General features: G+C 41.2%; 11 protein-coding genes. 8 read left to right on the forward strand and 3 right to left on the reverse strand.

Features of this window, described 5'->3' with window-relative positions; genetic code table 11:
* Positions 1 to 27: 27 nt before the first annotated feature.
* From rpoC to MMP72_RS02485, 3 genes are all read left to right on the forward strand, one after another.
* Positions 28 to 4,221: a DNA-directed RNA polymerase subunit beta' gene (rpoC, locus tag MMP72_RS02475; protein WP_241314205.1), complete on the forward strand. Its 4,194-nt coding sequence runs from the start codon at positions 28 to 30 to the stop codon at positions 4,219 to 4,221.
* Positions 4,222 to 4,389: 168 nt separating this feature from the next.
* Entirely contained in the window at positions 4,390 to 4,755 is a 366-nt protein-coding gene (locus MMP72_RS02480; RefSeq protein WP_241314207.1) for a DNA transfer protein p32, read from the forward strand.
* Between the two features lie 221 nt (positions 4,756 to 4,976).
* Positions 4,977 to 5,333, forward strand: coding sequence for a YMGG-like glycine zipper-containing protein (locus MMP72_RS02485; protein ID WP_241314209.1), 357 nt, complete (start codon positions 4,977 to 4,979; stop codon positions 5,331 to 5,333).
* A gap of 86 nt (positions 5,334 to 5,419) precedes the next feature.
* Here the strand turns inward: MMP72_RS02485 and MMP72_RS02490 are convergent, their stop codons facing one another.
* On the reverse strand, positions 5,420 to 5,908 hold the full coding sequence (locus tag MMP72_RS02490) for a DUF4442 domain-containing protein (protein WP_241314211.1): 489 nt from the start codon (positions 5,906 to 5,908) through the stop codon (positions 5,420 to 5,422).
* Between the two features lie 115 nt (positions 5,909 to 6,023).
* Between MMP72_RS02490 and MMP72_RS02495 the strand changes: the two genes are divergently transcribed.
* The 5 genes from MMP72_RS02495 to htpG all read left to right on the forward strand — a co-directional run bounded on the left by MMP72_RS02495 (position 6,024) and on the right by htpG (position 11,966).
* Positions 6,024 to 6,899, forward strand: a complete 876-nt coding sequence (locus tag MMP72_RS02495) for an alpha/beta fold hydrolase (protein ID WP_241314213.1) — start codon at positions 6,024 to 6,026, stop codon at positions 6,897 to 6,899.
* A gap of 121 nt (positions 6,900 to 7,020) precedes the next feature.
* On the forward strand, positions 7,021 to 8,442 hold the full coding sequence (locus tag MMP72_RS02500) for a Na+/H+ antiporter family protein (RefSeq protein ID WP_241314215.1): 1,422 nt from the start codon (positions 7,021 to 7,023) through the stop codon (positions 8,440 to 8,442).
* 399 nt (positions 8,443 to 8,841) lie between these two features.
* On the forward strand, positions 8,842 to 9,444 hold the full coding sequence (locus MMP72_RS02505) for an OmpW family outer membrane protein (protein WP_241314217.1): 603 nt from the start codon (positions 8,842 to 8,844) through the stop codon (positions 9,442 to 9,444).
* Between the two features lie 129 nt (positions 9,445 to 9,573).
* The gene (locus tag MMP72_RS02510) at positions 9,574 to 9,927 is read left to right on the forward strand and encodes a hypothetical protein (RefSeq protein ID WP_241314561.1); all 354 of its coding nucleotides are present in this window, start codon (positions 9,574 to 9,576) and stop codon (positions 9,925 to 9,927) included.
* A gap of 119 nt (positions 9,928 to 10,046) precedes the next feature.
* Positions 10,047 to 11,966, forward strand: coding sequence for a molecular chaperone HtpG (gene htpG, locus MMP72_RS02515; protein ID WP_241314219.1), 1,920 nt, complete (start codon positions 10,047 to 10,049; stop codon positions 11,964 to 11,966).
* 96 nt (positions 11,967 to 12,062) lie between these two features.
* On the opposite strand, the gene MMP72_RS02520 is transcribed toward htpG, so the two are convergent.
* Together MMP72_RS02520 and MMP72_RS02525 are read right to left on the reverse strand one after the other, a co-directional pair.
* Entirely contained in the window at positions 12,063 to 13,202 is a 1,140-nt protein-coding gene (locus MMP72_RS02520) for a hypothetical protein (RefSeq protein WP_241314221.1), read from the reverse strand.
* A gap of 210 nt (positions 13,203 to 13,412) precedes the next feature.
* Complete coding sequence (locus tag MMP72_RS02525) at positions 13,413 to 14,840, reverse strand: hypothetical protein (protein WP_241314222.1); 1,428 nt, start codon at positions 14,838 to 14,840, stop codon at positions 13,413 to 13,415.
* Positions 14,841 to 15,203: the final 363 nt, after the last annotated feature.

A 15,203-nucleotide genomic window follows, 5' to 3' on the forward strand; every position in this document is an offset into this window, starting at 1 on the left:
TAGCTCCCTGACACACGGAGAAAAAAATTGAAAGACTTGCTCGATATCATGCGTAAGAAAACGGATTCTGAAGGTCATGCACCTGTTGAATTTGATCGTATCCGTATTGGTCTTGCGTCACCAGAAATGATTAAGTCATGGTCTCACGGTGAAGTAAAAAAACCAGAAACCATTAATTACCGTACTTTTAAACCTGAACGTGACGGTTTGTTCTGTGCCAAAATCTTTGGTCCAGTTAAAGATTACGAATGCTTGTGTGGTAAATACAAGCGTATGAAATATAAAGGCGTCATTTGTGAAAAATGTGGCGTTGAGGTTACGACTGCTAAAGTTCGTCGTGAGCGTATGGGTCACATTGACCTTGCATCTCCAGTTGCGCATATTTGGTTCTTAAAATCATTACCAAGCCGTATCGGTTTGTTACTTGATATGACATTACGTGATATCGAACGCGTATTATATTTCGAATCATATGTTGTGACAGATCCAGGGATGACTCCGTTTGAAAAGTATCAACTTTTAACAGACGAAGAATACTTCAATGCGCTTGAAGAACATGGCGATGAATTCACCGCAAAAATGGGTGCAGAAGCAATCCAAGATCTATTGAAAGATATTGATCTTGAAGCTGAAATTGCGCGTTTGCGTGAAGAAATTCCTCAAACAACGTCTGAGACGAAACTTAAAAAAGCGTCTAAGCGTTTGAAGTTGATGGAAGCTTTCAAAGACTCAAACAACAAGCCAGAATGGATGGTGTTGACAGTACTTCCAGTACTTCCGCCAGATCTTCGTCCACTTGTACCACTTGAAGGTGGTCGTTTTGCGACGTCTGATTTAAATGACCTTTATCGTCGTGTGATTAACCGTAACAACCGTTTGAAGCGTCTGCTTGATCTATCTGCACCAGACATTATCGTACGTAACGAAAAACGTATGTTGCAAGAGTCTGTCGATGCCTTGCTAGACAACGGTCGTCGTGGTCGTGCAATCACTGGTTCGAACAAACGTCCATTGAAATCTTTGGCTGATATGATCAAAGGTAAACAAGGTCGTTTCCGTCAGAACTTACTTGGTAAGCGTGTTGACTATTCTGGTCGTTCGGTTATTACTGTTGGTCCTACTTTACGTCTTCACCAATGTGGTCTTCCGAAGAAAATGGCACTTGAATTATTCAAGCCATTTATTTTCGCAAAATTACAAGCATCAGGTCAGGCAACAACCATTAAAGCTGCGAAGAAAATGGTTGAGCGTGAAACACCTGAAGTTTGGGACGTACTTGCATCTGTGATTCGTCAACATCCAGTGATGTTGAACCGTGCACCAACGCTTCACCGTTTAGGTCTTCAAGCATTTGAACCGATCTTAATTGAAGGTAAAGCGATCCGTTTACACCCACTCGTTTGTGCTGCGTTTAACGCCGACTTCGATGGTGACCAAATGGCGGTACACGTTCCGTTGACACTTGAAGCACAGTTAGAAGCTCGTGCATTGATGATGTCAACCAACAACATCTTGTCACCTGCAAACGGCGAGCCGATCATCGTTCCTTCTCAGGACGTTGTATTGGGTCTTTACTACATCACACGTGATGCAGTAAATGCCAAAGGTGAAGGTATGGTGTTTGCGGATACACACGAAGTTAACCGTGCGTTGGCAACTGGTCAAGTTGCAATTCATGCACGCGTAAAAGTACGTGTACACCAAACTGTTATTGATGAAAATGGTCAACGTGAACAGCAAACCATTATTGTTGATACTACGCCTGGTCGTTGCTTATTGTGGGAAGTTGTTCCACAAGGTTTAAGCTTTGAATCTATTAACCTTGAGATGACCAAGAAAAACATCTCTAAGTTAATCAACTCTTGCTACCGTAAATTGGGCTTAAAAGATACGGTTATCTTTGCTGACCAATTGATGTATTTGGGCTTCCGTCAAGCGACGCGCTCAGGTGTATCTGTAGGTATGGAAGACATGTTGATTCCACCAACCAAGTATACGATCATCGATAAAGCTGAAACAGAAGTTCGTGAAATCGAACAGCAGTTTGAGCAAGGTTTCGTAACTGCAGGTGAGCGTTACAACAAGGTTGTCGATATTTGGGCACGTACCAATGACCAAGTTGCGAAAGCAATGATGGACAACTTGTCTTTTGTCACTGTGAAAAACCGTGATGGTATTGACGAGAAGCAGAAATCATTTAACTCAATTTATATGATGTCTGACTCTGGTGCGCGTGGTAGTGCGGCGCAGATTCGTCAGCTTGCTGGTATGCGTGGTTTGATGGCGAAACCAGATGGTTCGATCATTGAAACACCGATTAAAGCAAACTTCCGTGAAGGTTTGACGGTACTTCAGTACTTCATTTCAACACATGGTGCGCGTAAAGGTTTGGCCGATACTGCATTGAAAACAGCGAACTCGGGTTACTTGACGCGTCGTTTGGTCGATGTTGCACAAGATTTGGTGATTACTGAGCCTGATTGTGGTACAGCTGGCGGTTTAGTCATGACGCCATTCATTCAAGGTGGTGATGTCATCGAACCGTTACGCGATCGCGTGTTGGGTCGTGTTACTGCTGAAGATGTACGTCGTGCATCTGATGATGAAGTTGTATTGCCACGTGGTACGCTCATTGACGAGAAAATCGCTGCTCAGCTTGAAGAAGCCGGTGTCGATGAAGTTAAAGTACGTTCAGTGATTGCATGTGAATCTACCTTTGGTGTGTGTGCACGCTGTTATGGTCGTGATCTTGCACGTGGTCACTTGGTGAATCCAGGTGAATCTGTGGGTGTAATGGCTGCACAGTCAATTGGTGAGCCGGGTACACAGTTAACGATGCGTACCTTCCACGTGGGTGGTGCTGCGAGCCGAACGTCTGCTGCAAACAGTGTTCAAGTACGTAATAAAGGTACTGTACGTTTCCATAACGTGAAAACTGTAGAACATGCTAAAGGTCACCTCGTTTCAGTTTCACGTTCAGGTGAAATTGGTATTGCGGATGACTTAGGTCGTGAACGTGAACGTTATAAACTTCCTTACGGTGCAAGCATCTTGTTGAAAGATGGTGAGTCTGTAGAGGCAGGTGGTATCGTAGCGACTTGGGATCCACATACCCATCCACTCGTTACCGAAGTTGCGGGTAAAGCACGTTTCAGCCAAATCGCTGATGGTGTAACTGCAACCTCTAAGACAGATGATGCAACTGGTATGACCACGGTTGAAATCTTGCCTGTAACAGCACGTCCTGCTTCTGGTAAAGATTTACGTCCCGCAATTGTGTTGGATACAACGGATGGCGGCGAACAATTCTACTTCTTGCCACAAAATACCATTGTAACCGTCCGTGACGGTGCAACCATTGGTGTGGGTGATGTACTTGGTCGTGTACCACAAGAAACCTCACGTACGCGTGATATTACCGGTGGTCTTCCACGTGTAGCTGACTTGTTCGAAGCACGTAAACCTAAAGAGCATGCGATCTTGGCTGAAGTGTCAGGTGTTGTAAGCTTTGGTAAAGAGACCAAAGGTAAGAACCGTTTGGTGATTGCACCTGATGATGGTTCTGAGATTTACGAAGAGCTGATTCCGAAATGGCGTACCATTAACGTGTTCGAAGGTGAACATGTGAATCGTGGTGAAACTATTTCTGATGGTCCACAGAATCCACATGACATCTTGCGTTTGAAAGGTGAAGTGGCATTAACTAACTACATCGTGAACGAAGTTCAAGACGTATATCGTCTCCAAGGTGTAAAAATCAACGATAAGCATATTGAAGTCATTGTACGTCAAATGTTGCGTAAAGTTGATATCACTGATGGTGGCGATACTAGCTTTATCAAAGGTGAGCAAGTGGATTACATCCGCGTTGTTCAAGAAAACCAAGCTGTTTCGGCTCAGAACAAGTTCTCTGCGAAGTTTGAACGTCAGCTCATGGGTATTACCAAAGCATCGCTTTCTACTGACTCGTTCATCTCTGCTGCATCGTTCCAGGAAACAACGCGTGTGTTAACTGAAGCGGCTGTAACAGGTAAAGAAGATGACTTACGTGGCTTGAAAGAGAACGTGGTTGTTGGTCGCTTGATTCCAGCAGGTACGGGTCTTGCGTATCACTTAGAACGTCGTCGTCAAGAAGCTGAAGCTGCTGAGTTGGAACTTCACAATGATTTTAGTGAAGTTGACCAAGCATTTAGCCAAGCTTTGAACTCAGATCAATTCTAAGTTTAAGCTGATTCAAAAAAGACACCTTCGGGTGTCTTTTTTTGTGAAGAAATTGAGTGTAAAGCATTACAAAAACACCTTAGAGCGTTAATGTTTCATTACTTGATCTGAATAGATACTTCATGAAACCGTACTATGTTATTGCAGATGGAGAGAGGAGTCGTTCCAATGAAAAAAATGATGATGATTGCTGGTGTTGCCTTAATGTCAACGACCCTATTTGTGGGTTGCCAAAATGCCAGTCCAGAAAGTAAACGTATTGGTTCAGCTGCGATTGGTGGTGGTGCTGGTGGTGCTGTAGGTAAGCATGTCGGTGGTAACCTTGGTGCGGGTATCGGTGCTGCTGTTGGTGCGGGTGTCGCTGCTAATGCGAAGGGTGCTAATAGTAAAAATACCCGAAACAGTGCGTTAGGCGCTGGTGTCGGTGCATGGCTGGGTGGTGCAGTATTAGGTGGTGAAGCGGGTGCTGCGACAGGTGGTGCGCTTGGTGGTAGTGCTGGAGCCGCTTATGGTGAGAAAAAAGGTAAGTACTAGAAAGAAATAAAGAAAGTAAAAAAGAAGCTCTTATCGTGATAAGGGCTTTTTTTAATTAGGTGATATTTGGCCTATAGGGTTTTTACTCAACCATTTTTGAAAAGGGAAAGGTACTTTACAAAAGTTCAAGCGATTCGGACAGAGTGATAACACAATGTGATCAAAATTCTCATAAAAGAAGACTATGCTTTTTATAAGAACAGAAAGGAGTGAATACGGTCATGAAAAAAACAATAGCTTTAGTTTCTGCTGTCATGTTGTCTACGGTTATGTTTACAGGCTGCCAAAATATGAGTGCATCTGACCAACGTATTGGTGCGGCTGCATTAGGTGGTGCGGTAGGCGGTGGTGTAGGTAATCATGTTGGTGGTGGTTTAGGTGCTAGTGTCGGTGCGGCAGCAGGCGCTGGTGTTGGTGCGAATACCCAAGGTGGGAGTAGCAAGACCACGACCAGTAGTGCTGTTGGTGCAGGTATTGGTTCTGTCGTTGGTAAAGCGATTTTCGGTGGCGATTCGGGTGCTGCGATTGGTGGCGCGATCGGTGGTGGTGCTGGCGCAGCAATCCAAGAAAAGAAATAGTCGTTGGTGCTTTCAACGGCTCTGGATGATATGAATAAGGATGCCTGCAAGTGATGACGTGCAGGCATTTTCTATTTTAAGCATTTTTATTTCGATGTTGCTTTCGGCTTTTTACGACGGATGTATAAGATTTTTTCAACTTCCGCGATGCGTGTGCCCGCATCATCTACGATATTTAAGGTGTAGTGGCGTAACACGGGTTCATGATTTTCGGCCAGTAGTTTAATTTCGGCAATCTCATCGGCACTGAGTTTAATGTCTGCATAGACGGTATTACGACCGGGTGATAGGAAATTTATCGTAGCACTCTTATCCCAAACAATATATTTATGACCTAAATGATGGATCAGGATCAGCATATAAAAGGGATCAACCATTGAATAAAGGCTACCGCCAAAATGCGTACCCACAATATTTCGATTTTTTCTAGTGAGTGGCATTTTGACTCGAATGTGATAATCATCCAAAGCCATGCTTTCAATTGTGATTCCTGCACCACGATACGGCGAATAGTGGTTGATCATAAATTTAGCAACCGCAGGAATGGTTCGAATTTTTTTGAAAAAGTTTTTCATGGTCAATTTTTTTTCTTACAACTCTATTCATACTGCATAAGTAGCATTTTTATTGTATCGCTGGCAATGGCCGATTGAACGACCAGACCGACTGAAAACAAAATGGGAAACAATTATGCAAGTACAAGTAGAAACTGTAACAACCTCTGATCAGCAAACGCTTTGTGTCAAAACATGGGGTGATGAGAAAAAGACAGCATTGGTATTGGTACATGGTTATCCTGATAATCAGGAAGTCTGGGAGCCTATCATTGAGAAATTGCTCAATGACTATTATGTTGTGACCTATGATGTTCGTGGTGCAGGTCTATCTTCAATTCCTAAGCGTATTCGTGATTATCGTTTGGCTCGTTTGTCTTTGGATTTACAAGAAGTGGTTGATCAAGTACTACCGAATCGTAACTTCCATCTGGCAGCACATGACTGGGGGTCTTTACAGTCATGGGAGTCTGTGACTGAACCAAAATTCAAAGGGCGCTTGCTCTCTTATACAACGATTTCTGGTCCTTGTTTGGATCACGCCTCATTGTATTTGCGTGAGAAATTTAAAACAGCGCCAAGTAATGTATTAAAAATACTAACCAAATCTTGGTACATCGGTGCATTTCATTTACCTTTACTTGCGCCAACAGTCTGGACATTGTTTAGTCCAGAAAGATGGGGTAAGATTTTAAGTGGCTTAGAGAAAAAACAAGGTTTACCATTAAATGCCAATATTGTGGCGGATGGTAAATATGGCATTAACTTATATCGTGCTAACTTTCTTCCATCGTTGACACAACCGCGCCAGCGTTATGCTCAATGTCCTGTTCAGGCGATCGTATTGCGTCGTGACGCTTTTGTGAGTCGTGAATACATCACTGAATCAATGCCGAAATGGGTGGAAAAATTCGAGTATGTTGAGCTTGATGCCAACCATTGGGCGGTACTCAGTCAGCCAGAAAAGATTGCTGAACTGATTCGTCAATTCGTGCAACGTCAGGCAGCTTAAGCTTTAACGGATTAATCAAACTAAAAATCACATAAGATTGATCTTAATTCGGCGATATTTTCAGCTTCATTTCAATGAATCTGCTAGAATGTCGCCTTTTCTTTTCCCCTGAAATTTTTTCATGAATGCTGTCGTCATTGCGATCGCCGTGATGTTTATCTTGTCACTGGCACGCGTTTCTGTTGTTCTCACATTAGTGATTTCAGCCATTATTGGCGGCTTAGTCGCTGGTCTAAGTCTTTCTCAAACTGTAGAGGCATTTAATGCAGGCTTAGGTGATGGTGCTGAGGTTGCATTGGCTTATGCTGTTCTCGGTGCTTTTGCATTGGCACTTTCAAAGTCAGGTTTACCCGATTTGCTTGCACATAAACTGATTGGTTTATTGGGGATGGAAGCAGGTAAAAATCAGCAGAAAAAAGTGAAATATCTTTTATTAACAATTTTACTGATCGCAGCTATTTTTTCTCAAAACTTAATTCCAGTGCATATTGCCTTTATTCCCGTACTTGTTCCACCGTTATTAAAAGTCATGAACCATTTAAAACTGGATCGACGTGCGGCGGCGTGTGTACTGACCTTGGGGTTGGTCGGAACCTATATTTTTATTCCAGTCGGTTTTGGTGCGATCTTCCTTGAACAGATTTTGATGGGCAATATCAATAAGATTGGTGCGGCATATGGCTTGCATGTTGAGCGCGGCATGATGCCACTCGGTATGGCGATTCCAGTATTAGGTATGGTCATTGGGACCTTGGTTGCGGTCTTTATTAGTTATCGTAAGCCACGGATCTATGTGGATCGTTCCATTACGACGGTAAAAACCATTGATCTAGATAAGCCACTGAGAGTAACAACACAAGCTGAATCTGATCTGCAAGCAGATGCTGAGGAACTGAAACAAGAAGCAGAGAATGTTCCTTACATCTCCAAGAAAACCATGTTTATGGCATTGCTTGCCATTGTCTTAACCTTGGTTGCTCAGTTGTATTCAGGGTCGATGATTCTGGGTGGTTTGGTTGGTTTCGCAGTGCTGTCTACGTCTGGCATTTTTAAATGGCAAGATGCAGATGACGTCTTTGTACAAGGCATGCGCATGATGGCTTTAGTCGGTTTTATCATGATTTCTGCCGCAGGTTTTGCCTCGGTCATGACGCATACTGGAGACATTAATCAATTGGTCAATGGTGTTGTCCATGTTATTGGTGATAACCATGCTTTAGCTGCCTTCCTGATGCTGTTTATCGGTTTATTTGTCACGATTGGTATTGGTTCATCATTTTCAAGTGTACCTGTGCTTGCGGTGATTTATGTGCCTTTATGCGTGCAGTTTGGTTTCTCTCCTTTAGCGACAATTGCACTCATTGGTACTGCTGCTGCATTAGGCGATGCAGGGTCACCTGCTTCAGATTCGACCTTGGGACCAACTGCTGGTTTGGGTGTTGATGGTCAACATGATCACATTTGGGATACGGTTGTGCCAACATTCATACATTTTAATATCCCGCTGCTTATTTTTGGCTGGATTGCTGCAATGGTTTTATAATAGAAATGGCTCAAAATGAGCCATTTTTTTTGGATTATTAATTTTGTAAATAAAATATAAAAAAGATCATTAAATGACATTTTTTGTCTCTTTTTTAATCTTATTTTATAATAAGATTTTAATATTAAGTTTTATTTGATTATATATTTTAATTCCTCTAAATTTATTTTTATTTAAAACTATCCATTCAGAGTAAAATGCTAGGTTTTATAGTGATTTAAGTTAATGTAAATGGTCTGGATTGTTTGGGGTTACATATATTTACAAATATATATTGTTGTTAATCAGTTGCTTGAAAATATAATTAAATTGGTCGGAATTAATACGTATTGCATAAAATAAAAACTCATGATTATTATTAATCGCACGGTTAAATTTTTATTAAAGAGGTTTTTTAAAATGTTAAAAAAAGTATTGCTTGTTACTTTATTGGGGATGTCTTCAACTGTTTTTGCTGGTGGTTTTCAAGTTAAAGTGGGTGCGAGTGTGATTTCGCCAACGGATGAAACAACAGTCGCTGGTGTCGGTACGTTAAAAGCGGATTATGAATTTGCTTTTACGCCATCTGTTGAGTATTTCTTTGGGGATACGCCTTTTTCTGCTGAATTATTGCTCGCAACACCCATTTCGCACGATGTTTCTTTAGATGGTACTCAAGTGGTGAAGCTTAAACACTTACCACCAACGATTACTGCCAAATATAACTTTAAAAACTCGACAGGTTTTACACCTTATATTGGGGTAGGTGGAACGGCTTTTATTGCTTGGGATGAAAAAGCGGTAGGCCCATTAGCTGGTGAGAAAATTAAAGTGAAAGAAGACTTTGGTTTTGCTGGTCAGCTTGGTTTTACCTTCCAACCTGCGGATGCAAAAAACTGGGGCGTTTTCTTTGATGCACGTTATGCACAGCTCAGCCCTGAAGTGAAGCTGAACAATACAAAATTGACTGATTTAGATATTAATCCAATGGTGTATACCCTTGGCTATAGTTATAAGTTTTAAATTAAAGAGTGCCAAGAGACCTCACATATTTGTGGGGTTTTTTGCAATTTAAGTATCAAAGAAATACAGATTGAAAAGATTAAGTTTTGTATGCTGAGAAATGATCAGAGCAAGCTAGAGAAAGATATGATGCAACAAAAGCTCATCTATATAACAATCTTATTGATGTCGACGCTTTTTCTCTCCAATGCGAATGCAGCGAGTTTTTCGTGTAAAGCTGCTCAATTAAAAGCTGAACAACAAATCTGTAATGATCGAGGACTAAATGATGCCGATGTGAAACTGGCAACCACTTATCAAATCATTTTACATGCTTTACCCATGGGCGGACGTGATGCGGAAAAAGATAAACAGTTCCAGTTATTAAAACAGCGTAATGCTTGTGGTGCAAATACACCGTGTATAAAACGTGCCTATTCACAACGTCAACGACAGCTTGATCAGCTTTTACAAGCGCGTGTATTGAGTCGAGGACCTTTCTAGTTTTGAGCTTGAATCCTTTTAAAGATAAAAAAATTAAAATTGGGGCATTGAAAAAATGCAGTTATACACCATTCATAAATCATTCTAATTGAATAAGCCCCACAGATAAGGAGTGATTTATGAGTGAACAAGTCGCACAAAATTATAGTTTCCAAGCTGAAGTTGCTCAGTTATTGCATTTAGTGACGCATTCTCTTTATTCCAACCCTGAAATTTTCCTCCGTGAATTGATCTCAAATGCTTCTGATGCCTGTGATAAGTTGCGTTTTGAGGGAATCAACCATCCTGAATATTATGAAAATGATTCAGATTTGCGTGTTCGTGTCACTTTAGATAAAGACCATAAAACCTTAACGATTTCGGATAATGGGATTGGTTTAACTCAACAAGAAGCGATTGATAACTTAGGAACGATCGCCAAGTCAGGAACCAAAGACTTTGTGTCTAAGCTGACAGGTGATCAAAAATCTGATGCGCAATTGATTGGACAGTTTGGTGTTGGTTTTTATTCGGGTTTTATCGTTGCTGATAAGATTACGGTTGAATCCCGTCGTGCGGGTTTAGACGCTGCTGAAGGTGTCCGTTGGATCAGTGGTGGAACAGGGGAGTTTGAAGTTCAAACGATCGACAAAGCCTCGCGCGGTACAGATATTATCCTGCATTTACGTGATGATGCCCTCGACTATTTAGAATCTTGGAAAGTAAAACAAATCATCAATAAGTATTCCGACCATATTAGCTTGCCGATTCAAATGCAAAAAGAAGTTTGGCAGGAAGAAGAAGTTGCTGAAGGTGAAGAGCCTAAAGCCGGTCAAATGGTCAAAACTGATGAGTGGGAAGCGATTAACTCTGCGAGTGCCTTATGGACACGCAATAAGAGCGAGATTACGGATGAACAGTACATCGAGTTCTATAAAAATCTCAGCCATGATTTTGCTGAACCTTTAGCATGGGCACATAACCGTGTGGAAGGCAGTACTGAATATACCCAGTTGCTTTATATCCCAAGTCAGGCCAAACAAGATTTATTTACCCGTGAAGCCAAAGCTGGTATCAAGCTTTACGTCAAACGGGTATTTATCATGGATGAAGCTGACAACCTGATTCCAAATTATTTGCGCTTTGTTCAAGGTGTGGTGGACAGTGCTGATTTACCGCTGAATGTTAGCCGTGAGTTGTTGCAAGAAAGCCGTGATGTTAAAACCATTCGTGAAGGCAACGCGCGTCGTATTCTTACTTTACTCGATGGTTTAGCGAAGTCGGAAGATGACAAAGACCAAGAGAAGTTTAAAACTTTCTATGCTGAATTTGGTTCGGTACTAAAAGAAGGCTTGGGTGAAGATACTGGAAATCGTGACCGTATTTTGAAATTATTGCGTTATGCGACTTCAAATAATGATGAGATTTCAACATCTTTAGCAGCTTATAAATCACGTATGCAAGACGGGCAGAAAGCCATCTATTACGTGACGGCTGATAGCTTAACCGCAGCGAAAAACTCGCCACAACTTGAACTGTTCAAGAAAAAAGGCATAGAAGTGTTGCTCATGGCAGATCGTGTTGATGAATGGGCCATGAACTTTGTGTTTGAGTTCGATGGTACGCCATTACAGAATGTCTCCAAGGGTGCAGTTGATTTAGGTGATCTACAGGATGCTGAAGAGAAGAAAGCCCTTGAACAGGCGGCTGAACAATTCAAACCCGTAGTCGATCGTTTAAGTACATCGTTAAAAGACAAAACCAAAGAAGTACGTGTCACTACGCGTTTGGTGGACTCTCCAGCATGTTTGGTGACCAGTGAAGGGGAACTTTCTCCACAACTGATCCGTATGCTGAAACAGGCAGGTCAGGCCGTTCCTGAAATTAAGCCAACCTTGGAAATTAACCCTGAACATCCTTTAGTACAGAAATTAGAGAGTTCGGCACAATTTGATGATCTCGCCAATGTGATTTTTGATCAGGCGGTGATTGCAGAGGGTGGTTTACCTGAAGATCCAGCGGCGTATGTGAAACGCATTAATAGCTTGTTATTAAAATAAACGCTTTTCATAAAAAAACTCTGCTTCGGCAGAGTTTTTTTATCTCTATGGATAACATTAAAGTTATCCACAGTTGTGCTGATAATTCCATCAAAACTAGAATAATGTCTCAAGACGGAGGAACGTGCTGACATAATGATCCCTATCTTCACGATGATCATTAAAATAATTGAGATCACCTTGCACATAAAACCATTCACGCCATAGCGGTTGTCGCCATGAGACAAAAGGCCCCCAGCTATTCAAACGCAAGTCATTGTCGTTGTAATAACCACCTGTGTAGATGCCATAGTTAAAGTTATTGTGTGCAAAGAATTGGTGTTGACGGAAGGTTCGATTGTCCCAGCGTAAATCATCATCCTGTTTATCTGCATAGGTCAGGCTGAGCTGATTGGATAAAAACGCATGATTGGGGCGGGCATGGATCAGTTCTAAATTGGTTCGAAGATAATTTTCACTGCGACTACCATAGCGATAAATTTGTTCAGCATTGAAATTAAAGTCATTATTTAATTCCCAATTCCTTTTTGCTCTTAAACGAAGATAAATATCACTGCCCGAACGTAAACCAATATCGGCATCAGTTTCAAAAGGTAATTTTTTAGACAGGTCGGAGAAACGTAAGGCAACTGAGCCGTTGTTATCCCGAGTTTGCTTAGAATCAAATCTTTTATCAGGGTCTTGGTTGGGCTGCTGATTGGTATTGGCAATATGATTATCAAATTCATCATCTAAGGAATCATCACCAAACACCAAACTAAGTCTTTTTTCCAGTGTCGGCAGTTTAATTTTACCGCGAATACGTGGTTTCACTTCATAGTTATCATACTCATTCCAATAATTGTCGAGCATTAAACGAATGGTGGCAGAAGCAGGCTTGTCTGGATCGACGTCACCAAACCAATGATCAATTTTAACTGAAGTTCGATCAGCCCATTCTCTGACGTCACGTTGTTTACGATCAACCCAGGTTCTTTCTTCTGTTTCAGCAACTCGAGGAACCATGGGTTGATTGGATTGTTCTGGAAGAAGGGTCGGTGTTGCGTCGACCCATCTCGGAATATAGTTCAAAAGATTTTCAGTATTTGTGGTGTGTGATGTCTGTGTGTTGCGGTCGCCTTGTTGTTGCGGCTGAGGTGGAATTTCGGCTGCATTGGCTATACCCACTAACCCGAAGGAAAGGGTGAATATTGTACAAAAGAGCTGTGCTAATACCGTTGGTTGGGAATTTATCATGTTGCAAACTTTATATATTGTTCTTGTTTTTAACTCTTGATGATTCAACCTATAAAATCAAGTAATAATCACAAAAAACTGCAATTTTATCGTATAAAAGGTGAGTGAAAAGAATGACTTCGTTCACTCAGAATCGATCACCTGACATGCGACCCAAACTTTGCAAAGCAGATGATCGAACGATGTGTTTTTATGTATTTTGTGAAAATCTCAAGTCGATTCTGATAGTGCACTACTTTCAAGTGCTTGATATAAGTCATGTACCGAAATGGGTTGAGGTAATCGACTAATCGCTTGGCGAATCAATTGCCATGTATAACCATCGGCACGGTCTAATAACAAATAAGGATAGGCTTGATCTTCATTGGATAGCTTAATCCGTTCAGTACCGTGAATCACCCGAATCTTATGACGTTCTCTTAATAAAATAACAGGGGTTAGAAAAGTCGCAGAGGTTTCATCGAATGGAATAAATTTTTGTGTATTCACAAATGAAGCTGGGATATATGGATAAACGCGTTGATCGCGTTGCCAAATCAATGCTCCATTCATGATGCATTCATTAAACAAACTTTCGTGTTGATGATAATGTTGCTTAAAATTGCTCCAGTGCGTTTGATGGATTGAGCTGGTTTGGGTATGCAGTGGATTTGTATAGGACTGTAGGACAGAAATGGCATACTCGACGCTATGTGTACCAATAAGGACCACATAATGCGAAAATTGACCTTGTGGATAGAGCTGTTCCGCAATGAAAATCTGTGCTGATTCCCACACAGGCTGGATTTCATTCTCGGCTTTTAAATATAACCAATCAATTTTGATGTTTTGATCAATCTCATTGTGTAAGTCAACACGATATAAAGAGGGGAAGGTGCGGGCATTGACACGTTCTAGGCGGCAGATTAAGCCATCTAAATTAAAATCATGAAGCGCAACGGGTTTGGCTTTATTGAGATTACGAGAGGTCGCTGTGGTCTGTTTAAAGTTTGATTTAACCGGTGTTGTTTTTTGAGCTGGGACGGGTTGAATCTTTTCCTGAATAATTGCTTCGAGTTGTGACTGAAACTGAGCAGTTTCTTCTCTTATCACTGACAATGGGCTGCTGTGAGTGATTGGATGTGCGCTTGATGATGCAGCGGATGAGGTTTGGCTAATCGGCTCTAAAACAGGAATCAAATGTTGGAGGTCGTGGTCTGTTTTGACATATTCACTGGCATGATTTTTTAGCCAGTGTAATGCTTCTTGAGATGAACTCATCCAAGGACTTTTGAGGAATGATAAGGTTGGACGAATAACCCAGATTTGCCAGTGTTGGGCTTGACGCAATGCAGCCCACCCCATATCTGCTGAGGCAAATAAAGCATTCTCTACTCGCCCCATAAAGTTATAAGTCCCCCGATAGGTCAGGGCATAACCATGGTTACTTAATTCATCCGTTGAGAACTCTTCATTTTGAATATATGCCTTAAAAGGCGTGATTTGATCCTGAAAAGTAGGATCGTCACAAGACGCACAAATATCTTTAATTCGTTGTTTTGATTTGGCAATTTCAAACAGTGAGGTTTTATCATCATTGAGCCCTTCAATGAGATGTTGGAGCTCATCAACCAAGAGTGCTTTCTCTAATACGTCCATTTATTGTTTCCTTAGAGATAGGCTTGAGCCTGTTTTAGATAAAAAATTAAGTCATCATATTTTTAACAATTTGTTGTCATCGCTTGTCGTGGTGAGCCTCTACTTTTACTCATCCTATAAGCGATTCGAGATAGATGTCTGTTGCTTAAATTTAACGATCTATTCGGGCATCATGTTGGTATTTTCATCACAAAAGATTGTCACATTATGACAATTATAGAAGAAAACAATGCAAAATCTATAGCACTTGAGTTAGCAAACAATCTCATTTGATTGGAGTAAATCGAGATGTTGTTCATGCTTTATGATCAAAAATAGAAACATTTTAAAAGAATAAATCGGATAAATAGATAATAAAATAGA

The sequence above is a fragment of the Acinetobacter sp. NIPH 2699 genome (genome assembly GCF_022549355.1).
GTDB lineage: Bacteria > Pseudomonadota > Gammaproteobacteria > Pseudomonadales > Moraxellaceae > Acinetobacter.

Coding starts and splice junctions, on each gene's coding strand:
- MMP72_RS02480 (WP_241314207.1), top strand. CDS start 4,390: ATGAAAAAAATGATGATGATTGCTGGTGTTGCCTTAATGTCAACGACC.
- MMP72_RS02485 (WP_241314209.1), top strand. CDS start 4,977: ATGAAAAAAACAATAGCTTTAGTTTCTGCTGTCATGTTGTCTACGGTT.
- MMP72_RS02490 (WP_241314211.1), bottom strand. CDS start 5,908: ATGAAAAACTTTTTCAAAAAAATTCGAACCATTCCTGCGGTTGCTAAA.
- MMP72_RS02495 (WP_241314213.1), top strand. CDS start 6,024: ATGCAAGTACAAGTAGAAACTGTAACAACCTCTGATCAGCAAACGCTT.
- MMP72_RS02500 (WP_241314215.1), top strand. CDS start 7,021: ATGAATGCTGTCGTCATTGCGATCGCCGTGATGTTTATCTTGTCACTG.
- MMP72_RS02505 (WP_241314217.1), top strand. CDS start 8,842: ATGTTAAAAAAAGTATTGCTTGTTACTTTATTGGGGATGTCTTCAACT.
- MMP72_RS02510 (WP_241314561.1), top strand. CDS start 9,574: ATGCAACAAAAGCTCATCTATATAACAATCTTATTGATGTCGACGCTT.
- htpG (WP_241314219.1), top strand. CDS start 10,047: ATGAGTGAACAAGTCGCACAAAATTATAGTTTCCAAGCTGAAGTTGCT.
- MMP72_RS02520 (WP_241314221.1), bottom strand. CDS start 13,202: ATGATAAATTCCCAACCAACGGTATTAGCACAGCTCTTTTGTACAATA.
- MMP72_RS02525 (WP_241314222.1), bottom strand. CDS start 14,840: ATGGACGTATTAGAGAAAGCACTCTTGGTTGATGAGCTCCAACATCTC.